We start from the raw sequence: 25,828 nt of genomic DNA, 5'->3' as shown, positions 1-25,828 counted from the left end.
TCAGTAGGCGCCCCGCATCATCACCCAGATCAGCAAGCCCACGATGCCCAGGACCATCGCAAAGGCATAATGGAACAGATAGCCGGACTGCACCCGCCCGGCAAAACGGGTCAGGCGCGGGATGATTCCCATGGCCATCCCGTTGATGGCGCCGTCGATAACGGCTGTATCGCCGCGCGTCCACAAGGTGCGGCCGATCCACAGCGCCGGGCGGACGAACACAAAGTGATAAATCTCGTCGAAATACCACTTGTTCAGCAGGAACCGATACAGCGCCGGTTGCTGCGCCGCCAGTTTCGCAGGCGCGGCGGGATAGCGGATATACATCAGCCAGGCCAGGGCCAGCCCGATCAGCATCGCCACGAAGGGCGACAGCTTGACCCAGGTCGGGACCGAATGCGCGTCGTGCATGACGTGGTTGTCCGACCGCATGAAGATCGCACCCTGTTCGTAGCCGGCAAGGGCGGCGTGACCGTCGGCGGCCGTTTCCTCGGACGGATCGCTGGCAGCACCGGCGGCGGCATGCGTCGCGGCACCCTCGGGTTCTCCGTGCGGCGCTTCAGCCACGGCGCCGACAAGCGCCTCGCCATGGCCGCCCTCGGCCTGCTCATGGACCGCTTCGGGCAGGCCGAAGAACCGCTGCACGTTGTCGCCGAAGAACGCGCCATACCAGATCATGCCCGCGAAGATCGCGCCCAGGGCCAGCACGCCCAGCGGCACGGTCATGACCGGCGGGCTTTCATGGGCGTGGTGATGGGCGTGCAGGGGGTCGTGGTCGTCATGCCCGTGGCCATGGCCCGGAATGGGCTGCACTTCTTCCTCGGTCTTGATTTCGGCGTCCCAAACCTTTTGCGGACGCGGCGCGCCCCAGAAGGTCAGGAACATCAGCCGCCAGGAATAGAAGCTGGTCATCAGCGCGGCAATCACCAGCAGCCAGAAGGCATAACCCACGCCGGACGCATAGGCGCTTTCGATCACGGCGTCCTTGGACAGGAAGCCCGCGAAGCCGATATGGGTCAGCGGAATGCCGACGCCGGTAATGGCCAGCGTGCCGATCAGCATCGCGGCAAAGGTCAGGGGGACCTTTTTCCTCAGCCCGCCATAGTTCCGCATATCCTGCTCGTGGTGCATCGCGTGGATCACCGACCCCGCGCCCAGGAACAGCATGGCCTTGAAGAAAGCGTGCGTGAACAGGTGGAACATCGCCACCGAATAAACGCCGACGCCCGCTGCCACGAACATATAGCCAAGCTGCGAACAGGTCGAATAGGCGATCACGCGCTTGATGTCGTTCTGGACCAGGCCCACCGTCGCCGCAAAGAAGGCGGTCGAGGCGCCGATGATGACCACGAACATCTTGGTTTCGGGCGCGAATTCGAACAGTGGCGACATCCGGCAGACCAGGAACACGCCCGCCGTCACCATGGTTGCGGCATGGATCAGCGCGGACACAGGGGTCGGGCCTTCCATCGCGTCAGGCAGCCAGGTGTGGAGGAACAGTTGCGCCGACTTGCCCATGGCGCCGACGAACAACAGGAAGGCCAGCAGGTTCGCCGCGTTCCAGTCGGTCCACAGGAATCGGATCTGGGCCTGGGACAGGTCGGCCACCTGGGCAAAGATCGCGTCGAACTGGATCGACCCCGTCATCCACCACAGCCCGAAGATGCCCATCAGGAAGCCGAAGTCACCGACCCGGTTGACGACGAATGCCTTGATCGCGGCGGCATTGGCCGACGGCTTGCGGTAATAGAAGCCGATCAGCAGATACGAGGCGACGCCGACCCCCTCCCAGCCGAAGAACATCTGCAACAGGTTGTCCGCCGTCACCAGCATCAGCATGGCAAAGGTGAAGAAGGACAGATAGGCGAAGAACCGCGCCTTGTAGTGTTCGTCATGGGTCCAGTTGTCGTCATGGGCCATGTAGCCCATCGAATACAAATGGACGAGCGCCGAGACGGTGGTCACCACGATCAGCATGATCGCGGTCAGCCGGTCCAGGCGGATCGCCCATTCGGCGCTAAAATCGCCGGACACGATCCAGTCCATGACGGGGATATGCTGCGTCTGGCCGTCGAAGCCCAGGAACACGATCCATGAAAACAGCGCGGCGACGAACAGCACGCCCGTGGTCAGCAGCTGCGCGGCCTTTTCGCCGATGATGCGCCAGCCAAAGCCTGCGATCAGGGCGGCGACCAGGGGCGCGAACAGGATGAATTGCACCATGATCGCTTACCCCTTCATCACGTTGACATCTTCAACCGCGATCGAGCCGCGGTTGCGGAAGAACACCACCAGGATCGCCAGGCCAATCGCGGCCTCGGCCGCGGCGACGGTCAGGATGAACATGGTGAAGACCTGCCCTGCCAGATCGCCCAGATGGGCCGAAAAGGCCACGAAGTTGATGTTGACCGACAGCAGGATCAGTTCGATCGACATCAGGATGACGATGACGTTCTTGCGGTTCACAAAGATGCCGAAGATCCCGGCGACGAACAATATCGCCCCCACGACAAGGTAATGTGTCAATCCGATCATCGTCTTTCGTCCCTCCGGGCCGTTTACCCGTTGATATCTTCGTTCGCAGTCCGGGCGGACCTTTACAGCCCCTGCCCCGGCTTCACGTCGCGCAGTTCCATGGCCGTGGCGGGATCGCGATACATCTGTTCCAGCACGTTCTGGCGCTTCACGTCGCGGCGGTGGCGCATGGTCAGGGTGATCGCGCCGATCATGGCGACCAGCAGGATCAGCCCCGCAACCTGGAACGGCAGCAGATAGCGGTCATACAGGATCGAGCCCAGGGCGTTGGTGTTCTGCGCCTCGTTGAGGATGGGCGCGGCCCGCAGCGTCGTGGCCTGATCCGAAATCTGCCAGCCGCCAAAGGCAATGGTCAGCAGGGCCAGCAGCACAAGCGCGATCAGTCCGGCAAGCGGCAGGTATCGGGCGAACTCGCCCTTCAACTGCGCAAAATCCACGTCCAGCATCATCACGACGAACAGGAACAGCACCGCCACCGCGCCGACATAGACGATGACCAGCAGCATGGCCACGAATTCCGCGCCTTGCAGCACGAACAGACCGGCGGCCGAGATGAACGCCAGGATCAGCCACAGGACCGAGTGAACGGGGTTGCGGGACAGAACCACCATGAAGCCCGCCGTGCAGACCGAGATGGCAAACAGATAAAAGGCGAAGGTGATCATTCCGTCTGTTTCCCTTCATGTTCGGTGAAGACGCCCTGGGCGATCTCCAAGGCCTTCTGCATCGCCGGGATGCCGCCGAACATACCCATCTGATAGATCACCTCGGCCACTTCGCGCACGGTCGCCCCTGCCTCGATGGCGTGGCGGATGGTCAGACGCAGCTGCGGCTCGGCGTGCGCGCCCTGAACGGTCAGCGCGGCGATCGTCACCAGCAAGCGCGTCTTGGCATCCAGCCCGTCGCGGTTGAAGGTGCGGCCAAACCACATCTCTAGCATATCTGCCGGCATGGTCGGGATCATCTTCTCGAAGGTGCGAGGATCGAAATTCTCGATGCCAGGATTGAACGCACGGGCCATTTCCTGGCCCGACTGCATCATCTGCTGAAACAGCTTGGTGAAGGCGTCGCTCATCTGTAGGGCGCGTCGATGGACAGGTTGCGGGCGATCTCGGCTTCCCAGCGGGCGCCGTTGTCCAGCAATTTCTGCTTGTCGTAGAACAGTTCCTCGCGCGTTTCGGTCGCGAATTCGAAGTTCGGTCCTTCGACAATGGCATCGACTGGACAGGCTTCCTGGCAGAAGCCGCAGTAGATGCACTTGGTCATGTCGATGTCGTATCGCGTCGTGCGGCGGCTGCCGTCCTCGCGCGGTTCGGCGTCGATGGTGATGGCCTGGGCCGGGCAGATCGCCTCGCACAGCTTGCAGGCGATGCAGCGTTCCTCGCCATTGGGATAACGGCGCAAGGCGTGTTCACCACGGAAGCGTGGCGACAGCGGGCCTTTTTCGTGCGGATAGTTGATGGTCGGCTTGGGCGCGAAGAAATACTTCACCCCAAGGCCGAAGCCTTTCAGGAAATCCACCATCAGAAAATACTTGGTGGCGCGGGCGATGTCGAATGCCATCAGAATTCTTCCCCTTGCTTGGGCGCGGCGAAGCGGTTGAAAGCCGCCACGTATTCGCGGACCCTGGCGCCGTCACGGGACTGTTCGGCACTATCCAGATTGTTGGCCAGGAAATGCGCAAACTCGACCTTGTCGGTTTCCGACGCATTTGCCAGCATTTCGGCGATCCTGTTCGAATAAGCCATGCCTTATGCCCCCGCCCAGCGTGCCCAGAACGAACCGAACACTTCATAGCGCGCCAGGAAGGCGATCAGCACGACCCAACCCAGCGACAGCGGCAGGAACACCTTCCAGCCGATGCGCATCAACTGGTCATAGCGATACCGCGGGACAATGGCCTTCACCATGGCGAACATCCAGAACCAGAAGACCATCTTCAGGAACATCCAGATCGCGCCGTCGGGAATGCCAGGGATGGGCGACAGCCAGCCGCCGAAGAACAGCAGGCTGATCAGCGCGCACATCAGCCAGATGGCGATGTATTCGCCCGCCATGAACAGCAGATAGGGCGTGGAGGAATATTCGACCATGAAACCCGCGACCAGTTCGGATTCAGCCTCGGCCAGGTCGAAGGGCGGACGGTTCGTTTCGGCCAGGGCGCTGATGAAGAACAGCACCAGCATCGGGAAATGCGGCAGCCAGTACCAGGACAGCAGGCCCGCGCCCGATTGCGCCTCGACAATGGCGCTGATGTTCATCGACCCCGTCGAGATGATGACGCCGATGATGATCAGGCCCAGGCTGACTTCATAGCTGATCATCTGCGCGGCCGCGCGCAGGGACGACAGGAACGGGTATTTCGAGTTCGAGGCCCAGCCGCCCATGATCACGCCATACACCTCGAGCGAGGAGACGGCGAAGATGAACAGGATGCCCACGTTGATGTCGGCCATCACCCAGCCAGGCGCGAAGGGGATCGCCACGAAGGCCAGCAGGGCCAGGGTCATGGACAGGAACGGCGCCAGGAAGAAGACGAACTTGTCCGCCCCGGCAGGAATGACGATTTCCTTCAGGACGTATTTCAGCGCGTCGGCAAAGGTCTGCAGCAGGCCCCAGGGACCGACCACGTTCGGCCCGCGCCGCATCTGCACGGCTGCCCAGATCTTGCGGTCGCCATAGACCAGAAAGATCAGCGACAGCATGACAAAGGCAATGACCGCCAGACCCTGCGCCAGCAGGATAACGGTTATGCCCAGAGAGGAAGCCCAGAATTCGGCCATGCGCCCGTCCCTATCCTTTTCACGCTGCGGGAATGCCGCGTGCCTTGCATTCGCGCAAGGTGTCTTCCGTTTCCATCACCCGCAGGCCCATCGGCTTTTGATCCGACAGCGTGAACGCGGCCCCGATCGTCAGCTTGCCGTCGCGTGTGTCTTGCAGCGTGCGCACATGGCGGCCATATGCCTCGCCATTCTGCATGGCCCAGCCGGCCAATGCGCAGGTGGCATACGAGAAGGCGATATCGGCGTCTACCCCTTCGCGCAACTTCGCCGTGACTTCCACCAGATCGGACGATCCCTTGGGATCCAGCGACGCCACCCTGGTGCCTAGAAAATCCTCCGGGACGATCTCGGTTCCCTCGGCCCAGGCAGGCAGCGCGGGCTGGGTGCGGGCGGCAAATTCCTCGAGCGCCTTGTCCTGCGCGGTCTGGCGAGGCGGCAGATCGGCCGCGACCATCCCGCCCAGGTTCAGATCCAGGTTGGCGTTCAGCGCCATCAGATCGGCCTCGGACACGGCGAATGCGTCCTGCCCTTCGGGACTGTCAAGCGCCATGGTCGTGACGCTGCCATCGGGTTCCAGGATCAGGATCTCGCCCGATTTGGTCGAAATCCGGGCCAGCGTCAGGGGGGCCTTGCCGTCGGCGGCGCCGGGCGTGGCGACCCTGGCGGTCATCGTCTCGGGCTTGGGCTTGGGCCGGGCCTCGTCTGCATCCCCCGCGCAGCCCGACAGGATCGCAGCACCGGCAAGGGCTGCGATCATGAACCGGGGCTGGCAGGTGGCTTGCCGCATGGCTGTCACTCGGCCGCCAGGGCCGGGGCGGCGCCGCGCGCTGCTGCCATGCGCGACAATTCCCCCATCAGGGGCGAACAGCGCGCAATCGGATTCGTCAGATAGAAATCCTTGATCCCGTTGCGGAAGCTTGCGGTGCCCATGTCCAGCCGCTGCAAGGCTTGCCATTCGTTCTCGGGCACCTGGTCGATCTGCGCCAGATGCGGCACGGCACCGACCAGGGCACGGCGCAGTTGCGCCAGGCTGTCCCAAGGCAGCGTCGCACCCAGTTCGGCGGACAGCGCCCGCAGGATCGCCCAGTTCTCCTTGGCCTCGCCCGGCGCGAAGTTCGCGCGCAGGGCCAGTTGCGGACGCCCTTCGGTATTCACGAACAGGGCCGTTTCCTCGGTATAGCAGGCGGCGGGCAGGATGATGTCGGCCCGGTGCGCACCACGGTCGCCGTGGCTGCCCTGATAGATCACCGTGGCGCCCGGGGCGATGTCCACCTCGTCCGCGCCAAGGTTGAAGATCACCTCGGCCCCCTCGATGGCAGCGTTCATGCCGCCTTCGGTTACCGCGCCCACATCCATCGCACCAACGCGGGACGCCGCGCTGTGCAGGACCAGCAGCTTGCAGTCGTCCAGTTCGCAGATGCGCATGGCATTGGCCAGAACCGCCTCGCCATCCGCCTCGCGAAGCGCGCCCTGGCCCACGATCACGATGCCGGGCGTGCCTTGGCTCGACTGGAAATCGCCTTTGACCAGTTCGGACAGCGCCGCGCGGTCGGCGCCATGGTGGTGATAATCATAGGTCAGATCCGCCGCCTCGCCCACCACGGCCACCTGTGCGCCATGTATCCAGGCCTTGCGGATGCGCGCGTTCAACACCGGAGCCTCGTCGCGCGGGTTGGTGCCGATCAGAAGAATCCGCTTGGCCGAGTCGATATCGGCAATCGTCGCATTGCCCACATAGGCCGAGCGGTTACCCGCCGGCAGGCGTGCGCCATCGGTGCGGCATTCCACGTTGCCGCCCAGTCCCTCGATCAGGTGCTTGAGGCTGAATGCAGCTTCGACCGGGGCCAGATCGCCCACCAGACCGGCGACCTTACGGCCCTTCATGGCTGCGGCGGTTGCGGCCAGTGCCTCGGCCCATGTCGCCACGCGCAGCTTGCCGTGTTCGCGGATATAGGGCTTGTCCAGCCGCTGGCGGCGCAGCCCGTCCCATACGAAGCGGGTCTTGTCGCTGATCCATTCCTCGTTCACGCCGTCATGGTTGCGCGGCAGGATGCGCATGACTTCGCGCCCCTTCACGTCCACGCGGATGTTGCTGCCAAGCGCGTCCATCACGTCGATGGTCTCGGTCTTGCGCAGTTCCCAGGGGCGCGCCTTGAAGGCATAGGGCCGGCTGACCAGCGCGCCCACCGGGCACAGATCGATGATGTTGCCCTGCAGGTTCGAGGCCAGCGTCTCGTTCAGATAGCTGGTGATCTCGCTGTCCTCGCCGCGGCCGGTCTGGCCCATCTGGCTGATGCCCGCGACCTCGCTCGTGAAGCGCACGCAGCGGGTGCAACTGATGCAGCGCGTCATGTGGGTTTCGACCAGCGGCCCCAGGTTCAGTTCCTCGGCGGCGCGCTTCGGCTCTCGATAGCGGCTGAAGTCCACGCCGTAAGCCATTGCCTGGTCTTGCAAATCGCATTCGCCGCCCTGGTCGCAGATGGGGCAGTCCAGCGGGTGGTTGATCAGCAGGAATTCCATGACGCCCTCGCGGGCCTTCTTGACCATCGGGCTGTTGGTTCGGATTTCCGAAGGCGCGCCATCGGGGCCGGGCCGCAGATCCTTGACCTGCATGGCGCAGGATGCGGCGGGCTTGGGCGGCCCGCCCACGACCTCGACCAGACACATCCGGCAGTTTCCTGCGATGGACAGCCGTTCGTGGTAACAGAAACGCGGGATCTCGATCCCGGCCAGTTCGCAGGCCTGGATCAGGGTCAGGTTGGGATCGACCGCGATCTCGGTCCCGTCGATCTTGATCGTGCGCAAGTCGGCCATCGGCTTTTTTCCTTACCTGGCAACCAGAAGCGATCCGGCGATCGTCTTTTGGGCTATCTCTTGCTGCCCCAGACGGCAGAATGTCTCGGGTTGGCCATTCACCACCCCATTGGCGACCATGTAACGGTCAGCCTGTGCGTAGATGCGGCGGCGTTCGTCGCGGCTGTCAAGAAAGGCGTCGATCTGGGCGTCGCTATAGCCCTGGTCCTTCGCATAGCGTTTCAGCTTGCGCGCCTCGCCAAAGGCCTTGATGATTCGCGCATCCAGATCGGGGCAACCCCGGCGCAGCAGGTCAGCCACGCGCGCTTGCACGAGGCTGTTGTTGATATGGGTGTTCTGCGACAGCGGCGGCAAGGCAGAGGCAGGCGCAGCCAGCATCGCGGCGCCCAAAAGCACCGCAAACGCCCTGCCCAGAACAGCCCTATGTGCCGTCAGACGCATCATTCCGCAGCCATTGCCCCCATGCGGCCGGTGCGCTTGGCCTTGATCCGGTCCTCGATCTCCTCGCGGAAATTGCGGATCAGGCCCTGGATCGGCCAGGCGGCGGCATCGCCAAGCGCGCAGATGGTGTGGCCCTCGACCTGCTTGGTCACGTCCAGCAGCATATCGATTTCCTCGACCTCGGCATCGCCGCGCACAAGGCGTTCCATGACCCGCATCATCCAGCCGGTGCCTTCGCGGCAGGGCGTGCATTGCCCGCAGCTTTCATGCTTGAAGAACTTGGACAGCCGCCAGATCGCCTTGATGATGTCGGTCTGCTGGTCCATCACGATCATGCAGGCGGTGCCGAAGGACGACCGCAACTCGCGCATCCCGTCATAGTCCATAATGGCATTTTCGCACTGTTCCGCCGTCAACACCGGACAGGAGGCGCCGCCCGGGATCACCGCCTTGAGGTTCTTCCAGCCGCCGCGCACGCCGCCGCCATGCTTTTCGATCAGTTCCTTCATGGGGATCGACATCGCTTCCTCGACCACGCAGGGCGTGTTGAGGTGGCCGGTCAGTCCGAACAGCTTGACGCCCGCGTTGTTCGGGCGACCAAAGCCCGCGAACCATTCCGGCCCCCGCCGCAGCACCGTCGGGACCACCGCGATGGATTCGACGTTGTTCACCGTGGTCGGGCAGCCATACAGTCCCGCGCCCGCCGGGAAGGGCGGCTTCATCCGGGGCATCCCCTTCTTGCCTTCCAGGCTTTCCAGCAGCGCTGTTTCCTCGCCGCAGATATAGGCGCCGGCGCCGTGATGCAGATACAGGTCGAAATCCCAGCCGGACCCGGCGGCATTGGCGCCCAGCAAGCCTGCGTCATAGCATTCGTCGATGGCCGCCTGCAGCGACTCTTTCTCGCGGATGAACTCGCCCCGGATATAGATGTATGCCGAATGCGCGCCCATGGCGAAGCTGGCGATCAGCGCCCCTTCGATCAGCGTGTGCGGATCGTGGCGCATGATCTCGCGGTCCTTGCAGGTCGCGGGTTCGGATTCGTCGGCGTTGATCACCAGATAGGACGGGCGCCCGTCGGATTCCTTGGGCATGAAGGACCATTTCAGGCCCGTCGGAAAGCCCGCGCCGCCGCGCCCGCGCAGCCCGGATGCCTTGACCTGCTCCACGATCTTGTCGCGGCCGCGTCCGAGGATCTCGGCCGTGCCGTCCCAATGGCCGCGCTTTTTCGCGCCCGCAAGGCTGCGGTCACCCATCCCATAGATGTTGGTGAAAATGCGATCCTGATCTTTCAGCATCCTGCTCTCAATCCTCTCATCCGGGCGTCAGGCATTCCTGCGCCGCCAGATACGCCAGGTCACGATCAGCGACCAGACAAAAGCACCAATGGCGGCCAGATCCGCCAGAAACGCCCATTCCCCGGCCCAGCCATAATAACTGCCAAGCGCCTGAACCAGCAGCCACAGGCACATGGCCCCTGCGATCACCAGGGCCGCCAGACGCATCTGGCGCGCATCGCGATCCTGTCCGGCGCCGCGCATCTGCCTGGCCCTTTGCCTATCGGTTCGTCGTCTCGTCCTTTTGCTCCGCTTGCTCGATGGTGCGGATGCCGGCGGGGTTGCGATCCGAAACGGGGCGCGCGGCCGATGCCGCCTGCGCTTCCTGCTCGGTCACCCCGGTTGCATCTGCGGGCACCCCTTCCGAAGGTCGCGGTTCGTTTTCGGGCGCTGTATCGACGCCGGTCCGGTCGTCCGATGCAGCTGGCGGATTGCGCAACCACTTGGCCAGGATCGGCACCTCGGTCCCGTCGATGCGCTTGACCGTTTCTCCGATATCGCGCGCAAGCGCCGCGCTTGCGTTGAGATCGTCGCCCTGCCCCATCAGATTAGCCAGGGCGACCGGCCCGCTCAGAGGCTCGGAGGAGAACCGGCCATTCTGCGGACCCGGCAGCGGCACCTCGCCTGCGGAAAAGGCGTCGATCAGGGCCTCCAGCCGCTCAGGGGTCAGATCCTCGTAATAATCCTTGCCGATCTGGGCCATGGGAGCGTTGGAGCAAGCCCCCAGGCATTCAACTTCTTCCCAGCTGAACTTGCCATCGGCAGACAAGGTGTGCGGGGTGGGCGCGATCTTGCGCTTGCAGACCGCAATCAGATCCTCGGCCCCGCAGATCATGCAGGTGGTGGTGCCGCAAATCTGGATGTTCGCAACAGAACCAACAGGTTGCAGCTGGAACATAAAGTAGAATGTCGCGACTTCGAGCGCACGGATATAGGCCATGTCCAGAAGCTTGGCGCAATATTCGATAGCCGGGCGCGACAGCCAGCCTTCCTGTTCCTGGGCACGCCACAGCAGCGGAATGATCGCGGATTGCTGGCGGCCTTCGGGGTATTTGGTGATTTGGGCATAGGCCCATTCCAGGTTGCCGGGCGTGAATGCGAAGCTGTCCGGCTGGACGGGCGAAAGACGGCGAAGCATCAGCGGTCAACCTCTCCGAAGACGACGTCAATGGTAGCGATCAGGGCAGGCACGTCGGCCAGCAAATGTCCCCTGGCCAGATAGTCGATGGCCTGCAGATGCTGAAAGCCGGGGGCCTTCAGCTTGGCGCGATAGGGTTTGTTGGTCCCGTCACTGACCAGATAGACGCCGAATTCGCCCTTGGGCGCCTCGACCGCGGCATAAACCTCGCCCGCCGGGACGCGGAAGCCTTCGGTATACAGCTTGAAGTGGTGGATCAGGCTTTCCATGTCGCGCTTCATCTCGCCCCGCCGCGGCGGGGTCAGCTTGCCGCGTGCCAGCACGTCGCCCGCAGGTTCGGCCCGCAGCTTCTGGACGGCCTGTTTCATGATATGGGTCGATTCGCGCATTTCCTGCATTCTTAGCAGGAAGCGGTCATAGCTGTCGCCGTTGCGTCCGATCGGAATCTTGAAGTCGAATTCGTCATAGCATTCATAGGGCTGCGAGCGCCGCAAATCCCAGGCCAGGCCCGAGCCGCGCGCCATCACCCCGGTAAAGCCCCAGTCCAGCGCATCCTGTTCAGTGGCGATGCCGATGCCCACCAGACGCTGCTTGAAGATGCGGTTTTCGGTCAGCAGCGTGTCCAGATCGTCCACGACCTTGGGGAAGGTCTCGCACCAGGCCTCGATATCGTCTAGCAGGCTGGGCGGCAGATCCTGATGCACCCCGCCGGGGCGGAAATAGTTGGCGTGCAGCCGCGATCCGCTCGCGCGCTCATAGAAGATCATCAACTGCTCGCGCGCCTCGAAGCCCCACAAGGGCGGAGTGAGCGCGCCCACGTCCATGGCCCCGGTGGTCAGGCCCAGCAGGTGGTTGAGGATGCGGCCGATCTCGCAATACAGCACCCGGATCAGGCTGGCGCGACGCGGCACGACGGTGCCCGTCAGCCGTTCGATCGCCAGGCACCAGGCGTGTTCCTGGTTCATGGGGGACACATAGTCCAGCCGGTCGAAATACGGCAGGTTTTGCAGGTAAGTCCTGCTTTCCATCAGCTTTTCGGTGCCGCGATGCAGCAGGCCGATATGGGGGTCGGCGCGCTCGACAACCTCGCCATCCAGTTCCAGCACCATCCGCAGCACGCCATGCGCCGCCGGGTGCTGGGGACCGAAGTTGATGTTGAAGTTGCGGATCTTCTGTTCGCCGACCAGCATGTCGGACGAGCCGTCGTCATAGCTGTTGGTGCGGATATCGCCGTCCATTAGCTTTGCCCCTTGGTCTTTTCGTCGCCCGGCAGCACATACTGCGTGCCCTCCCAGGGCGAGAGGAAGTCGAACTGCCGATATTCCTGCGTCAGCCGCACGGGTTCATAGATCACCCGCTTTTCGGATTCGTCATAGCGAAGCTCGACATAGCCGGTGGTCGGGAAATCCTTGCGCAGGGGAAAGCCGCTGAAGCCGTAATCGGTCAGGATGCGGCGCAGGTCCGGGTGCCCCGAGAACAGGATCCCGAACATATCGAAGACCTCGCGCTCGAACCAGTTGGCGCAAGGGTAGATCCGCACCAGGGACGGCACGATCTCGTCTTCCCGGATCGCCACCTTCACCCGGATGCGGTGGTTCTGGTACATCGACAGCAGATGCCAGACCACGTCGAACCGCTGCGCGCGTTCGGGGTAATCAACAGCGGTCATGTCCACCAGGGTGGAAAAGCGGCAGCTGTTGTCGCTGCGCAGAAACTCGATCAGATCCACAAGGCCGGACAGGCTTGCAGTGACCGTCAGTTCACCAAAGGCAACGTGGGTTTCAAGGATCTCGTCCCCGCGCCGCAGCTTGATGTGTTCCGCAAGCTGGTCCAACGCATCGATATCAGGGTAAACGGGCATCGTATCACCTCACCAGCGTGCCGGTGCGCCGGATGCGGCGCTGAAGTTGCAGGATGCCGTACAGCAGCGCCTCGGCAGTGGGGGGGCAGCCGGGGACATAGATGTCCACAGGCAGGATCCGGTCCACGCCCCGAAGCACCGAATAGCTGTAATGGTAATATCCGCCGCCGTTGGCGCAGCTTCCCATGCTGATGACATAGCGCGGCTCGGGCATCTGGTCATAAACCTTGCGCACCGCCGGGGCCATCTTGTTCGTCACGGTGCCCGCGACGATCATCAGGTCGGACTGGCGAGGCGATGCCCGGGGCGCCGTGCCAAAGCGTTCGATGTCGTAACGCGGCATGGACGCCTGCATCATTTCCACCGCACAACAGGCCAGGCCGAATGTCATCCAGTGCAGCGAGCCGTTGCGCGCCCAGTTGATGATGTCCTCGGTCGTGGTCAGCAGGAAGCCCTTGTCCTGCAATTCGCGATTAAGGGTAGCGGTCGCAACCTCCCGGTCGGGACCAGCCGTATTCGCTCCGGTCATCACGCCCATTCAAGCGCACCTTTCTTCCATTCATAGGCAAAGCCCACGGTCAGAACGCCCAGGAACACCATCATCGACCAGAAGGCCACCTCTGACAGGCCCGCAAAGCTGACCGCCCAGGGAAACAGAAAGGCCACTTCGAGGTCGAAGATGATGAACAGGATCGACACAAGATAGAATCGCACGTCGAATTTCATCCGCGCGTCGTCAAAGGCGTTGAAGCCGCATTCATAGGCGCTGACCTTTTCGGGATCGGGATTGCGCACGGCGACGACCACCGCGGCCAGGATCAGGATCAGGGCCAAGGCCGAGGCCATTGCGGCGAAGACGAGGATCGGCAGGTAATCCTGAAGCAGGGTTTCCACGGGCAAGTTCCCTTGTCGGCCGCGGAAAGGCGTTGGCTGCCCGCGACGGGTTAGCTGTGCGCCCGTTTAGACCCGCGGGCCAGCGGGGTCAACGGGCGCGCGGTTCCCGCCGTGTCGGATTAGGCGGATCCAGAACCGTTGTTGCAAGTGCAACGGCCAAAGAAAATGACGCATCCCCTTGCAAGGGCCACGAGCCTTGGCTGTCACAGGCATCATATGCCAACCCGCCTTGCGCAATTCAAGGCATTCCATCCCTGCGACAGGCTGACGCAGACACCGATCACGGCAAAGAAAAAGGCAGCCCCCAAAGGCTGCCTTTCACCGTCAGATGCAGGTCTGCTTCACATCCCGGCAGCCTGGCAGTCGGCCAGGGTGATGACCTCCATGTTGATGGTACCAGAGAACTGGTCCGCATCCTGATTGCCTTCCACGCCAGTCGTGCCGCTGGCGGGACCGGCGGTGGATGCAATGGCGTTCGGGTTGGGCGCGTCGTCGTCCTGGTTGCCTTCGTTGCCGGTGGTCGGCTGCGCGCCATCCATGGTTCCAGCGTCCGCGTCAGGCCCCCCCGTGCCCGACACCGAGTCGTTGTCGGCATTGCCCGAGTTGCCCGCATCGCCGCCGGCGACGGTCGCGCCTGCAGCCTGGTCATCCGACCCCATCGCCAGGGTCCGGCAGTGTTCGGCCACGGCAGCCATGTCCGCCTCGGTCACCTGTTGCGTGCCGACCATGTTCTGGGCAAAGGCGGCAGGGCCAAAGCCAAGAACGGCAGCCAGGGCGATCGGGGCAGTAAGGGTCTTGATCTTCATCGCAATCCTCCATCTGATGTGTTTAGGCATTGAATTCCCGAACCAACACGCGGATCGCCCGCTTGTTCCATGACGCGCGAACACAAGAATGTCGGTCATGGAACGGGCTGCCCTTGCGGGTCTGAAGGTTCATGGCCTCTATGCGTTGCGCTTGCCACGCGAAGCCGCTATTTCTTGGGGAACCGCGACCGGAAAGGACATGGCCTTGCGCGATCTTCGGATTCCCGACCAGCGACACCCGGAAAAGGCCCACCGGCCCGATCAGGCGCAGCCCAAGAAACCCGCCTGGATCCGCGTCAAGGCTCCGACCTCGGACGGCTACAAGCGCACCCGCGACATCATGAAGGACAACCGCCTGTCCACCGTCTGCGAGGAAGCGGGTTGCCCCAACGTGGGGGAATGCTGGTCCCAGGGTCACGCCACCATGATGATCATGGGGGAAATCTGCACCCGCGGCTGCACCTTTTGCAACGTCGCCACCGGCAAGCCCAACGCGCTTGACGTGTTCGAACCCGGCCGCGTGGCCCATGCTGTTCACAAGCTGGGGCTGAAGCACGTCGTGATCACCAGCGTGGACCGCGACGATCTGGACGACGGCGGGGCGGATCATTTCGCCCAGACGATCCGTGCCATCCGCCACCGCAGCCCTGATTCCACCATCGAGGTTCTGGTCCCCGATTTCCTGAAATCCAGGCCCGGATCGGTGGAAACCATGGTCGAGGCGCGGCCCGATGTCTTCAACCACAACCTTGAAACGGTCCCCGCCCTGTATCCGACCGTCCGACCCGGCGCGCGTTATTTCCATTCGCTGAGGCTGCTGCAGAAGGTCAAGGAACTGGATCCGGCGATGTTCACCAAATCGGGAATCATGGTCGGCCTGGGCGAGGATCGGGGCAGCGTCCTGCAAGTCATGGACGATATGCGCGCCGCCGATATCGACTTCATGACCATCGGCCAATACCTGCAACCGACGCCCAAGCATCACCGCGTCGATCGCTTCGTCACGCCCGAAGAATTCGCGGGCTATGAAAAGGCCGCCTTCGGCAAGGGGTTCCTGATGGTGTCGGCGACACCCTTGACCCGGTCGTCCTATCACGCGGGCGACGATTTCGCCCGGCTGCGGCAGGCGCGTCTGCAAAAGCTGGGCCGCGCCTGACCCCTCTTGCAAAAGCGCGCATCCCGATTTACTCGGAACGCGGAAGGCCCGAGTGACGGAATGGTAGACGTAGCGGATTCAAAATCCGCCGCCGCAAGGCATGTCGGTTCGAGTCCGACCTCGGGTACCAGCCTTTCCCTATTGCCTGACATGAAAAGGGCCGCTTGACGCGGCCCGCTGTTCAGTCAGCGCGTTGCGCCTTTGTTGCGCAGTCGGGCGTTCCTGGCCCACATGTTCAGGCCCTCGACTGTCGCGGAAAAGGCCATGGCGGCGTAGACATAGCCCTTCGGAACATGGACCCCAAACCCTTCTGCGATCAGCGTGGTGCCGATCAGCAGAAGGAAGGACAGGGCCAGCATCACGATGGTCGGGTTCTTGCCGATGAAGTTCGCCAGCGGATTGGCCGCCAGCAGCATCACGGTCACAGCGGTGACAACGGCGACGACCATGATTTCCACATGGGGCGTCATGCCCACGGCGGTGATGATGCTGTCGATGGAAAACACCAGGTCCAGAATCAGGATCTGCACGATGGCGCTGCCGAAGCCGATGGCTGCCGTTCCGATCATCGTATCCTCGTGATCGACAGGATCCACGTGGTGATGGATTTCCTTTGTGGCCTTCCAGACCAGGAACAACCCGCCCACGACGAGGATGATGTCCTTCCAGGAAAACTCGTTCCCCAGGATCGTGACCACCGGCTGCGTCAGCTGCACGATCCATGCGATCGTCGCAAGCAGGCCAAGGCGCATGATCAGTGCTAGGCCGATGCCGATCTTGCGGGCGCGTTCGCGCTGACCTTCGGGCAGCTTGTTCGACAGGATCGAGATGAACAGCAGGTTGTCGATGCCCAGCACGATTTCCATCACCATAAGGGTGGCAAGCGCAATCCAAGCCTCGGGCTGCTGCATAAGGGCGATGATGTCCTGCATGGGAAATTCCTGATGTGAGGGAGATGGTTAGCAAAGTCGCAAAAGCTGTTCTAGTTCCACGATTGCTGCCTTGCAGCGTTGCCTTTGCCGCGTTGCAGCGATAGCTGTCAAGGCATGGGGGGACAACAAAAGGGCACGGGATCGATCCTTGTGCCTAGATCACAGGAATCAAGATGAAAGCCGGAGACAAGCTGCCCTTCGTGACCTTCCGAACCCGTGTGCGTGACGAATCCCTGGGCGGGCCCAACCCCTTTCGCTGGCAGGACGTGACCACGGCGGATTACTTTGCCGGCAAGCGCGTCGTGCTGTTTTCGCTGCCGGGGGCGTTTACGCCGACCTGTTCGACCTATCAGTTGCCGGGCTTCGAAAAGGCCTTCGGGCGGATGCGCGACCTAGGGATCGACGCGATCTATTGCCTGTCGGTCAATGACAGCTTTGTCATGAACCAGTGGGCCAAGGCGCAAGACCTTCGGAACGTGACGGAGATCCCCGACGGGTCAGGCGAATTTACCGAAAAGGTCGGGATGCTGGTGCGCAAGGACAACCTGGGCTTTGGCGCGCGGAGCTGGCGTTACGCCGCCGTCGTCACCGACGGCGTGGTCGAGGCCTGGTTCGAGGAACCGGGCCGCTGCGACAACTGCGCCGAGGATCCCTATGGCGCCACCGCGCCCGAATCGGTTCTGGGCTGGCTGCAAACTGCACGCTTGGCCGAGGCGGTCTGATCCCCCCGCATTGACGCATTGGCCGTTCCCTTGGGGCGGCCATTTTCGTTCAGGCCTTCATGACGGACTGGCCCGCGGTTCTCAGAAGGTCGCCCAGGTCGTCGAACCATCCCCCTGCCGAGGTCGTGGCGCGACGCAACAGCAGCACGTCGCGGGCCGGTTGCGGATCGGGAAAGGATACGACGGCCAAGCCCGGGGCTGCAGCGCATTCCTGGCGGGCGGCAAGCTGGGGCAGGAATGTCAGTCCCATCCCCTGCGCCGCCAACCGGCACAGGGTTGCCAAGGAAGCCGCGCCCAGATCCAGCCGGGCGCTGCGGCGGTTCAGGCCGCACACCTCCAAGGCCTGATCGCCCAGGCAATGGCCTTCGTCCAGCAGCAGCAACTGGCCCGGGTCCAGGTCACGGGGTTCCGGGCGCAGCGCACCTATGCGGGCGATGCGGTCCTGGCTTCCCGCCAGCAGGAACGGATCGGTGAACAGCGGCAGGGCAACCAGATCAGGCGTGTCGGGCGGGGTCGCCACGACTGCCACGTCCAGCCGCCCCCGGCACAGCTCATCGACAAGCCGGTCGGTCGGCGCCTCGCGCAGATGCAGGTCGCGGCCAATGTCGCGGGCCCGCAAAAGCGGCAAGGCCTCGGGCAGAAGATAGGGGGCGATGGTGGGAATCATTCCCAGCATCAGCCGCCCGCCCTGCCCCGGCTGGCGCATCGCCTGTTCCAGCCCCGCCATTGCCCCCATGACCTGCCGCGCATGGCTTTCCAGCGCACGCCCTTGCGGGGTCAGCACCACGCCTGACGGCGTGCGTTCGACCAACAGGCTGCCGACCTGCTCCTCCAGCGTGCGGATCTGCATCGAGAGGGCTGGCTGGGTCACGTGCATTGCATCGGCCGCACGGGTGAAATGCCCCTGCTGCGCAAGCGACAGGAAATATCGCAGTTGCCGCAAGGTGATGTTCATCAGGAAACCTTATTCATAGGATCGGATCATCCAATTTCTCATTATTCCGACCGTGTGCAAGGAACAAGCAAGCCAAGCAAGGAGCCGGACCATGAGCCAGGATACCACCCGCAACCCTCGGATGACGACAACGGCAGGCGCACCGATCGCGTCGAACCAGAACACCGAGACCGCAGGCGACCGCGGCCCGGTGCTGATGCAGGATTACCAGCTGCTGGAAAAACTAGCGCATCAGAACCGCGAACGGATCCCGGAACGCGTGGTCCATGCCAAGGGCTGGGGCGCCTTTGGCACCTTCACCGTCACGCAGGACATCAGCCGATACAGCTGTGCCTCGATCTTTGGCGCGGTTGGCAAGGCGACCCCGATGCTGGCACGCTTTTCGACCGTCGCAGGGGAAATGGGCGCGGCCGACCATGAACGCGACGTGCGCGGCTTTGCGCTGAAATTCTATACCGACGAGGGCAACTGGGATTTGGTGGGCAACAACACGCCCGTCTTCTTCGTACGCGATCCGCTGAAATTCCCCGACTTCATCCATACGCAAAAGCGTCATCCCCGCACCAACCTGCGCAGCGCCACGGCCATGTGGGATTTCTGGGGCCAGGTGCCCGAATCACTGCATCAGGTGACGATCCTGATGTCCGACCGCGGCCTGCCGCAGGATCCGACCTTCATGGACGGCTTCGGCAGCCACACCTATTCCTTCTGGAACAAGGACGGGGAACGCTTCTGGATCAAGTTCCACTTCAAGACCCAGCAGGGCCACCGCCATTACACCAATGGCGAGGCCGCCGAGATCATCGGCCATACCCGCGAAGGCTATCAAGAGGCGCTGTTCGGCAAGATCGAGCGTGGTGAGTTCCCCCGCTGGACCATGTATGTCCAGATCATGCCTGAACTGGACGCGGAAAAGACCCCCTATGATCCCTTCGACCTGACCAAGGTCTGGCCGCATGGGGATTACCCGCTGATCGAGGTCGGCCAGTTCGAACTGAACCGCAACGCCGACAACTATTTCGCGCAGATCGAGCAGGCGGCCTTCAGCCCCTCGAACAAGGTGCGCGGCATCGGCTATAGCCCTGACAAGATGCTGCAGGCGCGCGTCTTCAGCTATGCCGACGCGCATCGTTACCGCCTGGGCACGCATTACGAACACCTGCCGGTGAACGCGCCGAAATGCCCGGTCCATCACTATCACAAGGACGGGCAGATGAACTTCTTCGGCCAGGTCACGGGCAGCGGGGACGCCTATTACGAGCCCAACAGCCGTGGCGGCGCAACCGAGGATCCGTCCTTTGCCGAACCCCCCCTGCGCCTGCAAGGCGTGGCCGCGCGCCAGCCGCACCGCCAGCTGATCGACGATTACGAACAGCCCCGTGCGCTGCATGACCGGGTGCTGAACGATGACGAACGGGCACGGCTTTACAGGAACCTTGCCGCCGCCATGGAGGGCGCGGACGAAGACGTGCTGGAACGGGTACTTGTCCACTTCGAGCGGATCAACCCGGCCTATGCGGCAGGAATTCGCGCCGCGCGTGCGGAAAAGGCAGCGCATCGTCACGCCGCCGAATGATCCCTTTGGATGCGTTTCGTTAACCAGTGACCTGCTATGGAAAGGGGCGCCGAATGGCGCCCCTATTTCTTTATCCGATCAGACGCGATCCGCTGCCATAGGTTTCCTGATAATGCCGTTCCAGTCGCATCAGTGCCAGACGCAGCACGATCTTGCCCGACCGCGCCGACCATCCCAGGCGGCGTTCGGTCAGTTCGATCCCCTCCAGGAAACAGCAGACGCGCAGGACGATGTCGCCCATGCCGGGGCCAAGGTCGCGCAGCGCCAAGGCAACCCGGTCGCGCGCCGATTCCGATCCACCGCGATACCCCCCGCCATTGTGGCTGACATCGATGCCCGATGTCATGAAGCCGGTCCAGTTCTGCGTGATGCGCGGCCCAAGCTGGGCCAGTTCGAAATCCTCGCGCAGGCGTTCACCCGCCGTCACCATGCCGGTGGACAGAAAGGGCTTGCCCGCCCCGTCGCGCCGCCGCGCCAGCAGCAGCAGGGGGCTTTCGGCAATATTGACGCGAGTGCGGCGGCGGCGGCCATCCTCGGGGTCTTCGATGACGCGCTTTTCCCAGACCCGATGGCGGTCGGCATGATCGAAACCGGCAGGCGCCTCGGCCATGCCGGGGGCATTGTCATTGGCCACCCCCTGCATCACGGGGCTGGCTTCGCTGAAATCGGCGGGACCGGGGACCGCCTTGCGCTGCCGGGGGGATCGCAGCATCCCGCGCAATGCGTCACGCCCTGCAGGGGCAATGGCGTAACGCTGGACCCGGCCCGGCGCGGCGGATGGCACGACCCAGCCCTTCAAGGCCATGACCTCGGCGATCCAGCGGTCAAGGACGGCGGTCCTGATGTCGTCGCGGCTGATGATGGCCTTGTCCATGCTGTCCGCCGTGACAACAACGGCACCCGGTTCGGCCAGGCGGCGCAGAATGCGCAGCACCTGGCGGTCGTCCAGCTGGCGGGGGCGGTCCGCGCCGTCAGTCAGGGCGCCGTCGACCAGGGGATCGTCGCGCCGTGCCTCGAACCGGCGGATGCGGCGCAGGATGGTGGATGCGTGGCATCCCTCGGACCGCGCAAGGGCACGGATCGACTGGCCTTCCTCGACATGGCGCAGGTACAGGCGCGCATCGTCGGGCAGATCGGCCGCAGGCTTGCTTATGGCCTCGGTCAGCGAACGGTGCTCCGCGGAAAGGCTGTCGATGGCGAAATCACCGGTCAAAAGCGTCATGTCGTTTCCCTTGTCATCCTCGGCAGCAGCGGGGGAACTAACTACCTTGGGTTGCGTTAAGCGTGGTTAATGAACGGCTGCTATCAGCAGATAGCCGCAACATTCCCTAACAAACCCTAAAGATACGTTGCCTCAGCGCACGCTGCGATAAAGGCAAAGGCAACACCCGTCATGGTTGTGTGAAGGTGATTTCGCCAACCTGAATGGGACAGTTCAAAAATGAGCTATATGCCGAATGTGATCGCCTTCCGCCCCCGCACCGTGTCGGAACCGCTGCGCCGTCCCAGCATCCTGATCCGCGCCGCGCGCGAAGGTCAGGCCGGCTGGCGCCGCGACCGCGACCTGAAGCGCCTGCTGCGCCTGGATCACAGCCCTGCCGCGGGCAACGCCCTGCCCCGCCTGCGGGCCGAGGAGACGTTGCTGAACGATGCACGCCTGCAACGCACGGCAGATTATGATATGCACCGCCATGTGCTGTTGATGATCGCCATCCTGGCCGAAATGCGGGCGGCCGTGGCCGATGCGCCGGTGCCGGTTACGACGGGCACGCGAATCGGTGCGGCGATGGTGGCGCAGATGGGCGCAGGGTTCAGCGCCCCCGGAACAGCGATCCCAGCACACCCCTGACGATGGCCTGGCCGGATTTCGTGCCAAGCTGGCGGGCCAGGCTTTTGCCAAAGGTTTCCACGATCGAATCGCTGCGGGACGACCGGATGCGTGTTTCGTCCCGCGGCTTGTACCTTCGGGCATTGCGGTATTCGTCGCGGCTCATGTCGAACAGGGCATCGGTATCCCTGGCCTTTGCTTCGGCTGCGGCGCCTGCCTTCGCGGAATCTTCCGCACGCCGCGCCAGCACCTCGTGGGCGGATTCGCGATCCATCGCCTGTCCGTATTTCAGCGCCATGGGAGAGGCGTCCATGACCTGCGCCCGTTCGGCCTCGGTGACCGGGCCGATCCGGCTGAAAGGCGGGCGGACCAGGGTGCGCTGCACCATGCCCGGGATGCCCTTGGCCTCCAGCAGCGACGTCACCGCCTCGCCCGTGCCGACATTCTGGATGGCATCGGCGGTGTCGAATTCGGGATTGGCGCGATAGTTTTCGGCAGCCATCCGCAGGGCTTTTTGGTCCTTGCCGGTAAAGGCGCGCAGCGCGTGCTGGATGCGGGTGCCAAGCTGTCCCAGGACGCCTTCGGGGATGTCGGTCGGGTTCTGGCTGATGAACCAGACGCTGACGCCCTTGGACCGGATCAGCCGCGCGACCTGTTCGACCTTTTCGACCAATGCCTTGGGGGCGTCGTCGAACAGCAGGTGCGCTTCATCGAAAAAGAATGCGATGCGCGGGCGGTCCGGATCGCCGATCTCGGGCAATTGCTCGAACAGTTCGGACAACAGCCACAGCAGGAAGGTCGCGTATAACCGGGGCGACTGCATCAGCCGGTCGGCGGCCAGGATGTTGATCATCCCCTTGCCCGATGCGTCCTGGCGGATGATGTCGGACAGGTCCAGGGCGGGTTCCCCGAACAGGCTGTCGCCGCCCTGGTTTTCAAGAACCAGCAAGGCCCGCTGGATCGCCCCCACGCTGGCGGTGCTGACATTGCCGTAGCGCAACGAAAGATCAGCGGCGTTCTGGCCCACCCAGACCAGCATCGCCTGCAAGTCCTTCAAATCCAGCAACGCCAGCCCCTGTTCGTCGGCCACCCGAAAGGCGATGTTCATCACCCCTTCCTGGGCATCGGTCAGGTTCATCAGCCGCGACAAGAGCAGCGGTCCCATGTCGGCGGGCGTGGTGCGGACGGGGTGGCCCTTCCTGCCCCAGACATCCCAGAACGTGACGGGAAAGGCCTGGTATTCCAGCGTCAGCCCGATCTGCGCCGCGCGTTCGGCAAAGGCTTGATGCAGCTTGCCGTTCGCATCACCTGCGCGCGACAGGCCCGCCAGATCGCCCTTCACATCGGCCAGAAACACCGGAACGCCCGCCAGCGAGAGGCTTTCGGCCAAGGTTTGCAGGGTGACGGTCTTGCCGGTGCCGGTCGCGCCGGCAATCAGGCCATGACGGTTGGCGTATTTCAGCAGCAGGGTTTGCGGGACGGCATGGCCGGGACCGCCGCCGCCCAGGAAAACCGTATTCGCCTGGCTGTCCACCACGCCTGCCATGCCTGCCCCCGCCTTGTGTTGCGCCACGCGCCGTTGCGGCGTTCGGTCCGACAATACAATGTTAAACCCCTTATGCCAGTATCGGAATCGTTCGGCATCAAGGTCGTCGATGCGCGAACCTTCCTCCCTGTTGAACTGCCGCGCCTTCGGGCGCGGCTTTTTTTTGGCGATGAGCCCTGACCATCTGGACAGTTGACGGATCACGCCGCCGCGATTAGCGTGCAGATCAATGATGACCGGCCAGTCCGGCAGGGAAAGGTTCGCCGTCAGGCGTCAGGGTCGTGGTTCGCGCCACGACCCTTTGAATTTCATTCACCTTCTTACGCCTGATCAGGCAGAAGTTCGCCACATTCCCTTGGAGTCAAGCCATGGTGAACGCGGGGATTTCCGTTGCCGCCTGACAAATGAAATCGGACATGATACGCCCGCCCGACGCTTTGAGCAAAGGGACGAAACAACCATGCCTATCAAACCCTCGCAGGCAGTTTTGGCCGCGCTTGCCCTGATTGCGGCCCCGGCCTTCGCGCAGGACAGCACCGCCCCCACCACGCCTGAAACTCCAGCTGCTGAAACCCCAGTTGCTGAAACTCCGGCCGCCGACGCCCCGGCGCCTGCCGCTGACGCGGCAACGCCGCAAGCCCCTGCGGCAGACGCTCCGGCAGCGGCACCCACTGCGACAGCCCCAGCCGCCGATGCGGGGCCGCAGGTCGGTCAGTATTATGCCAAGGAAACCCACCAGGATTGGACCACCCGCTGCCTGAAGGCAGAGCAGGGCAAGGATCCGTGCGAGCTGTATCAGCTTCTGAAGGATTCCGAGGGCAATTCCGTGGCCGAGATGACCCTGATTCCGCTGCGCAATGGCGAGGTTGCGGCAGGCGCGACCATGATCGCCCCGCTGGAAACCGATCTGGTCCAGGGCCTGGGCTTTGCCGTCGGCACGGGTGAGGCGCGCGGCTATCCTTTCAATTTCTGCGCGCCGGTCGGCTGCATTTCGCGGATGGGCTTTACCCAGGCCGAACTTGCCAGCCTGAAGGGCGGCAAGGACGCAACGATCTCGCTGCTTCCTTTTGGGGGCGACCGTGAAAACCCGGTGCAACTAAAATTGTCTCTGGCGGGATTCACCGCAGCCTTTGACGCCCTGGCCGCCTATGCCGAGGCGCCCGCGCCTGCCGCTGACCCGGCCCCTACGGCAGCACCTGTGGAAGCACCGGCCAACTGATCCGATTGACGGCATTGCAAACCGCGCCCATTCTTGGGCGCGGTTTTTTGATGTTCAGACTCGGCGCAGCGCGATCACCGCATTCAGTCCGCCAAAGGCAAAGGCATTGGACAGCACCGCATCGACCCGCGCTTGCCGTGCCTCGTTTGGAACCACATCAAGCGCGCATTCGGGATCGGCTTCCTGATAACCGATGGTCGGCGCGATCACCCCGTCGCGCAGCGCCATGATACAGGCAAGCAGTTCCACCGCCCCCGTGCCGCCGATGATATGGCCGTGCATCGCCTTGGTGGACGATATCATCAAACGGTCGGCGTGGTGGCCGAAGGCATGGGCAACGGCGGCGCATTCGGTCTTGTCATTGGCGGCCGTGCCGGTGCCATGGGCATTGATATAGCCCACATCCTCGGGATTGAGGCCTGCGTCCTGCAAGGTTGCCGTGATGGCCCGTTCGGCACCCTGGGCGGAGGGCATGACGATATCCTGGGCATCCGACGACATGGCAAAACCCACCACCTCGGCCAGGATGTCCGCACCGCGCGCACGGGCGTTTTCGTAATCCTCGAAGACAAAGACGCCCGCGCCCTCACCCTGGACCATGCCGTTGCGGTTGGCGGAAAAGGGGCGGCAGGCGTCCTTGGACATGACGCGCAGCCCTTCCCAGGCCTTGACGCCGCCGAAACACAGCATCGCCTCGGACCCGCCGGACAGCATGACCTGTGCGGCGCCAGACCGAACCATCTGGAACGCCAAGCCCATCGCGTGGTTGGAACTGGCGCAGGCGGTGGCGACCGTAAAGGCCGGGCCGCGCAGGCCGAACTCCATGCTGACATGGCTGGCGGCGGCGTTGTTCATCAGCTTGGGGACCACGAAGGGATGGACGCGGTTCTTTCCTTCTTCGTAAACGGTCCGGTAATTTTCGTCCCAGGTGTTCAGCCCGCCGCCCGCCGTGCCCAAGATGACGCCCGCCCGCAGCCCGAGCGCCCCCTGGAAATCCAGTCCCGACTGCGCCACCGCCTGCTTGGCGGCCAGCAGGGCGAATTGCGTGAACTTGTCATAGAGCAGGATTTGCTGGCGGTTGAAGTAATCCTCGGCCCGCCAGGGATGGACCTGCGCGCCGATCTGGATCGACAGCCGGTCCACGTCACGAAATTCCAAGGGTCCGATGCCGCAGCGCCCGTCGCGAAACGCGGCCATCGTTGTCGGCACGTCATGGCCAAGCGCGTTGATCGTGCCCGCACCGGTGATGACCACCCGCCGCAGCCCGTCCGGCCTTATCGATGCCTCG

The 25,828-nt window shown here is 63.4% G+C and carries 28 protein-coding genes and 1 tRNA gene; 6 read left to right on the top strand and 23 right to left on the bottom strand.

Translation table 11 applies throughout. The annotated features are described in order from the left end of the window. The 18 genes from nuoL to LZ585_RS05590 form a co-directional block, all read right to left on the bottom strand. Entirely contained in the window at positions 1-2,223 is a 2,223-nt protein-coding gene (gene nuoL, locus LZ585_RS05675; RefSeq protein ID WP_234855445.1) for an NADH-quinone oxidoreductase subunit L, read from the bottom strand. A 6-nt stretch (positions 2,224-2,229) separates the two neighbouring features. Further along, on the bottom strand, positions 2,230-2,535 hold the full coding sequence (gene nuoK, locus LZ585_RS05670; RefSeq protein ID WP_234855444.1) for an NADH-quinone oxidoreductase subunit NuoK: 306 nt from the start codon (positions 2,533-2,535) through the stop codon (positions 2,230-2,232). 62 nt (positions 2,536-2,597) lie between these two features. Beyond that, positions 2,598-3,200, bottom strand: a complete 603-nt coding sequence (locus LZ585_RS05665; RefSeq protein WP_234855443.1) for an NADH-quinone oxidoreductase subunit J — start codon at positions 3,198-3,200, stop codon at positions 2,598-2,600. Beyond that, positions 3,197-3,610, bottom strand: coding sequence for a carboxymuconolactone decarboxylase family protein (locus LZ585_RS05660; protein ID WP_234855442.1), 414 nt, complete (start codon positions 3,608-3,610; stop codon positions 3,197-3,199). Before LZ585_RS05660 ends, LZ585_RS05665 begins: the two co-directional genes overlap by 4 nt. Continuing rightward, entirely contained in the window at positions 3,607-4,098 is a 492-nt protein-coding gene (nuoI, locus tag LZ585_RS05655) for an NADH-quinone oxidoreductase subunit NuoI (protein ID WP_234855441.1), read from the bottom strand. Before nuoI ends, LZ585_RS05660 begins: the two co-directional genes overlap by 4 nt. Beyond that, entirely contained in the window at positions 4,098-4,283 is a 186-nt protein-coding gene (locus tag LZ585_RS05650) for a hypothetical protein (protein WP_234855440.1), read from the bottom strand. Before LZ585_RS05650 ends, nuoI begins: the two co-directional genes overlap by 1 nt. 3 nt (positions 4,284-4,286) lie before the next feature. Next, entirely contained in the window at positions 4,287-5,318 is a 1,032-nt protein-coding gene (gene nuoH, locus LZ585_RS05645; RefSeq protein WP_234855439.1) for an NADH-quinone oxidoreductase subunit NuoH, read from the bottom strand. A 19-nt stretch (positions 5,319-5,337) separates the two neighbouring features. Continuing rightward, a complete protein-coding gene (locus LZ585_RS05640) occupies positions 5,338-6,075 on the bottom strand; it encodes a hypothetical protein (protein ID WP_234855438.1) in 738 nt (245 codons plus the stop codon). A gap of 35 nt (positions 6,076-6,110) precedes the next feature. Then, on the bottom strand, positions 6,111-8,132 hold the full coding sequence (gene nuoG, locus LZ585_RS05635; protein ID WP_234855437.1) for an NADH-quinone oxidoreductase subunit NuoG: 2,022 nt from the start codon (positions 8,130-8,132) through the stop codon (positions 6,111-6,113). Positions 8,133-8,144: 12 nt separating this feature from the next. Then, complete coding sequence (locus LZ585_RS05630) at positions 8,145-8,576, bottom strand: DUF5333 domain-containing protein (RefSeq protein WP_234855436.1); 432 nt, start codon at positions 8,574-8,576, stop codon at positions 8,145-8,147. After that, complete coding sequence (nuoF, locus tag LZ585_RS05625; RefSeq protein ID WP_234855435.1) at positions 8,573-9,868, bottom strand: NADH-quinone oxidoreductase subunit NuoF; 1,296 nt, start codon at positions 9,866-9,868, stop codon at positions 8,573-8,575. The genes LZ585_RS05630 and nuoF overlap by 4 nt, the downstream gene beginning before the upstream one ends. 27 nt (positions 9,869-9,895) lie before the next feature. After that, the gene (locus tag LZ585_RS05620) at positions 9,896-10,111 is read right to left on the bottom strand and encodes a DUF5337 domain-containing protein (protein ID WP_234855434.1); all 216 of its coding nucleotides are present in this window, start codon (positions 10,109-10,111) and stop codon (positions 9,896-9,898) included. Between the two features lie 16 nt (positions 10,112-10,127). Beyond that, positions 10,128-11,045, bottom strand: coding sequence for an NADH-quinone oxidoreductase subunit NuoE (gene nuoE / locus LZ585_RS05615; RefSeq protein WP_234855433.1), 918 nt, complete (start codon positions 11,043-11,045; stop codon positions 10,128-10,130). Continuing rightward, positions 11,045-12,283, bottom strand: coding sequence for an NADH-quinone oxidoreductase subunit D (locus LZ585_RS05610; protein ID WP_234855432.1), 1,239 nt, complete (start codon positions 12,281-12,283; stop codon positions 11,045-11,047). The genes nuoE and LZ585_RS05610 overlap by 1 nt, the downstream gene beginning before the upstream one ends. Next, positions 12,283-12,906 (bottom strand): NADH-quinone oxidoreductase subunit C, encoded by a 624-nt coding sequence (locus LZ585_RS05605; protein WP_234855431.1) that lies wholly within the window; start codon positions 12,904-12,906, stop codon positions 12,283-12,285. The genes LZ585_RS05610 and LZ585_RS05605 overlap by 1 nt, the downstream gene beginning before the upstream one ends. A 4-nt stretch (positions 12,907-12,910) precedes the next feature. After that, entirely contained in the window at positions 12,911-13,444 is a 534-nt protein-coding gene (locus tag LZ585_RS05600) for a NuoB/complex I 20 kDa subunit family protein (protein WP_234855430.1), read from the bottom strand. Then, positions 13,435-13,800 carry an NADH-quinone oxidoreductase subunit A gene (locus LZ585_RS05595; protein ID WP_234855429.1) on the bottom strand — a complete coding sequence of 122 codons (366 nt, stop codon included), beginning with the start codon at positions 13,798-13,800 and terminating at the stop codon, positions 13,435-13,437. The genes LZ585_RS05600 and LZ585_RS05595 overlap by 10 nt, the downstream gene beginning before the upstream one ends. Positions 13,801-14,141: 341 nt before the next feature. Next, positions 14,142-14,606, bottom strand: coding sequence for a hypothetical protein (locus LZ585_RS05590; protein WP_234855428.1), 465 nt, complete (start codon positions 14,604-14,606; stop codon positions 14,142-14,144). Between the two features lie 205 nt (positions 14,607-14,811). On the opposite strand from LZ585_RS05590, the gene lipA reads away from it, so the two are divergent. Then, complete coding sequence (gene lipA, locus LZ585_RS05585; protein ID WP_234855427.1) at positions 14,812-15,762, top strand: lipoyl synthase; 951 nt, start codon at positions 14,812-14,814, stop codon at positions 15,760-15,762. A gap of 46 nt (positions 15,763-15,808) precedes the next feature. Further along, positions 15,809-15,892 (top strand) — tRNA-Leu (locus LZ585_RS05580). Between the two features lie 55 nt (positions 15,893-15,947). On the opposite strand, the gene LZ585_RS05575 is transcribed toward LZ585_RS05580, so the two are convergent. Continuing rightward, a complete protein-coding gene (locus tag LZ585_RS05575) occupies positions 15,948-16,694 on the bottom strand; it encodes a TerC family protein (RefSeq protein ID WP_234855426.1) in 747 nt (248 codons plus the stop codon). 173 nt (positions 16,695-16,867) lie between these two features. On the opposite strand from LZ585_RS05575, the gene LZ585_RS05570 reads away from it, so the two are divergent. Further along, positions 16,868-17,416, top strand: coding sequence for a peroxiredoxin (locus tag LZ585_RS05570; protein ID WP_234855425.1), 549 nt, complete (start codon positions 16,868-16,870; stop codon positions 17,414-17,416). A 49-nt stretch (positions 17,417-17,465) separates the two neighbouring features. Here the strand turns inward: LZ585_RS05570 and LZ585_RS05565 are convergent, their stop codons facing one another. Then, a complete protein-coding gene (locus LZ585_RS05565; RefSeq protein ID WP_234855424.1) occupies positions 17,466-18,371 on the bottom strand; it encodes a hydrogen peroxide-inducible genes activator in 906 nt (301 codons plus the stop codon). 91 nt (positions 18,372-18,462) lie between these two features. Here LZ585_RS05565 and LZ585_RS05560 point away from each other — a divergent pair, with 91 nt between their 5' ends. Next, positions 18,463-19,947, top strand: a complete 1,485-nt coding sequence (locus tag LZ585_RS05560; RefSeq protein ID WP_234855423.1) for a catalase — start codon at positions 18,463-18,465, stop codon at positions 19,945-19,947. 70 nt (positions 19,948-20,017) lie between these two features. Here LZ585_RS05560 and LZ585_RS05555 read toward each other — a convergent pair whose 3' ends face one another. After that, positions 20,018-21,169 (bottom strand): DUF6456 domain-containing protein, encoded by a 1,152-nt coding sequence (locus tag LZ585_RS05555; RefSeq protein ID WP_234855422.1) that lies wholly within the window; start codon positions 21,167-21,169, stop codon positions 20,018-20,020. A gap of 219 nt (positions 21,170-21,388) precedes the next feature. Here LZ585_RS05555 and LZ585_RS05550 point away from each other — a divergent pair, with 219 nt between their 5' ends. After that, positions 21,389-21,796: a DUF6477 family protein gene (locus tag LZ585_RS05550; protein WP_234855421.1), complete on the top strand. Its 408-nt coding sequence runs from the start codon at positions 21,389-21,391 to the stop codon at positions 21,794-21,796. Here LZ585_RS05550 and LZ585_RS05545 read toward each other — a convergent pair. After that, the gene (locus LZ585_RS05545; RefSeq protein WP_234855765.1) at positions 21,759-23,321 is read right to left on the bottom strand and encodes a helicase HerA-like domain-containing protein; all 1,563 of its coding nucleotides are present in this window, start codon (positions 23,319-23,321) and stop codon (positions 21,759-21,761) included. The genes LZ585_RS05550 and LZ585_RS05545 overlap by 38 nt on opposite strands. 460 nt (positions 23,322-23,781) lie before the next feature. On the opposite strand from LZ585_RS05545, the gene LZ585_RS05540 reads away from it, so the two are divergent. After that, complete coding sequence (locus LZ585_RS05540; protein WP_234855420.1) at positions 23,782-24,540, top strand: invasion associated locus B family protein; 759 nt, start codon at positions 23,782-23,784, stop codon at positions 24,538-24,540. 54 nt (positions 24,541-24,594) lie between these two features. On the opposite strand, the gene LZ585_RS05535 is transcribed toward LZ585_RS05540, so the two are convergent. Next, complete coding sequence (locus LZ585_RS05535) at positions 24,595-25,803, bottom strand: beta-ketoacyl-[acyl-carrier-protein] synthase family protein (protein WP_234855764.1); 1,209 nt, start codon at positions 25,801-25,803, stop codon at positions 24,595-24,597. Positions 25,804-25,828: the final 25 nt, after the last annotated feature.

The organism is Paracoccus everestensis, from assembly GCF_021491915.1.
In the GTDB taxonomy this organism is placed as follows: domain Bacteria; phylum Pseudomonadota; class Alphaproteobacteria; order Rhodobacterales; family Rhodobacteraceae; genus Paracoccus; species Paracoccus everestensis.
This window is presented reverse-complemented; position numbering and strand designations above follow the sequence as displayed.

Bases quoted from the DNA above. Each gene is read 5' to 3' on its own strand.
- nuoL (WP_234855445.1), bottom strand. From the start codon at position 2,223: ATGGTGCAATTCATCCTGTTCGCGCCCCTGGTCGCCGCCCTGATCGCA.
- nuoK (WP_234855444.1), bottom strand. From the start codon at position 2,535: ATGATCGGATTGACACATTACCTTGTCGTGGGGGCGATATTGTTCGTC.
- LZ585_RS05665 (WP_234855443.1), bottom strand. From the start codon at position 3,200: ATGATCACCTTCGCCTTTTATCTGTTTGCCATCTCGGTCTGCACGGCG.
- LZ585_RS05660 (WP_234855442.1), bottom strand. From the start codon at position 3,610: ATGAGCGACGCCTTCACCAAGCTGTTTCAGCAGATGATGCAGTCGGGC.
- nuoI (WP_234855441.1), bottom strand. From the start codon at position 4,098: ATGGCATTCGACATCGCCCGCGCCACCAAGTATTTTCTGATGGTGGAT.
- LZ585_RS05650 (WP_234855440.1), bottom strand. From the start codon at position 4,283: ATGGCTTATTCGAACAGGATCGCCGAAATGCTGGCAAATGCGTCGGAA.
- nuoH (WP_234855439.1), bottom strand. From the start codon at position 5,318: ATGGCCGAATTCTGGGCTTCCTCTCTGGGCATAACCGTTATCCTGCTG.
- LZ585_RS05640 (WP_234855438.1), bottom strand. From the start codon at position 6,075: ATGATCGCAGCCCTTGCCGGTGCTGCGATCCTGTCGGGCTGCGCGGGG.
- nuoG (WP_234855437.1), bottom strand. From the start codon at position 8,132: ATGGCCGACTTGCGCACGATCAAGATCGACGGGACCGAGATCGCGGTC.
- LZ585_RS05630 (WP_234855436.1), bottom strand. From the start codon at position 8,576: ATGATGCGTCTGACGGCACATAGGGCTGTTCTGGGCAGGGCGTTTGCG.
- nuoF (WP_234855435.1), bottom strand. From the start codon at position 9,868: ATGCTGAAAGATCAGGATCGCATTTTCACCAACATCTATGGGATGGGT.
- LZ585_RS05620 (WP_234855434.1), bottom strand. From the start codon at position 10,111: ATGCGCGGCGCCGGACAGGATCGCGATGCGCGCCAGATGCGTCTGGCG.
- nuoE (WP_234855433.1), bottom strand. From the start codon at position 11,045: ATGCTTCGCCGTCTTTCGCCCGTCCAGCCGGACAGCTTCGCATTCACG.
- LZ585_RS05610 (WP_234855432.1), bottom strand. From the start codon at position 12,283: ATGGACGGCGATATCCGCACCAACAGCTATGACGACGGCTCGTCCGAC.
- LZ585_RS05605 (WP_234855431.1), bottom strand. From the start codon at position 12,906: ATGCCCGTTTACCCTGATATCGATGCGTTGGACCAGCTTGCGGAACAC.
- LZ585_RS05600 (WP_234855430.1), bottom strand. From the start codon at position 13,444: ATGGGCGTGATGACCGGAGCGAATACGGCTGGTCCCGACCGGGAGGTT.
- LZ585_RS05590 (WP_234855428.1), bottom strand. From the start codon at position 14,606: ATGAAGATCAAGACCCTTACTGCCCCGATCGCCCTGGCTGCCGTTCTT.
- LZ585_RS05575 (WP_234855426.1), bottom strand. From the start codon at position 16,694: ATGCAGGACATCATCGCCCTTATGCAGCAGCCCGAGGCTTGGATTGCG.
- LZ585_RS05570 (WP_234855425.1), top strand. From the start codon at position 16,868: ATGAAAGCCGGAGACAAGCTGCCCTTCGTGACCTTCCGAACCCGTGTG.
- LZ585_RS05565 (WP_234855424.1), bottom strand. From the start codon at position 18,371: ATGAACATCACCTTGCGGCAACTGCGATATTTCCTGTCGCTTGCGCAG.
- LZ585_RS05560 (WP_234855423.1), top strand. From the start codon at position 18,463: ATGAGCCAGGATACCACCCGCAACCCTCGGATGACGACAACGGCAGGC.
- LZ585_RS05555 (WP_234855422.1), bottom strand. From the start codon at position 21,169: ATGACGCTTTTGACCGGTGATTTCGCCATCGACAGCCTTTCCGCGGAG.
- LZ585_RS05550 (WP_234855421.1), top strand. From the start codon at position 21,389: ATGAGCTATATGCCGAATGTGATCGCCTTCCGCCCCCGCACCGTGTCG.
- LZ585_RS05545 (WP_234855765.1), bottom strand. From the start codon at position 23,321: ATGGCAGGCGTGGTGGACAGCCAGGCGAATACGGTTTTCCTGGGCGGC.
- LZ585_RS05540 (WP_234855420.1), top strand. From the start codon at position 23,782: ATGCCTATCAAACCCTCGCAGGCAGTTTTGGCCGCGCTTGCCCTGATT.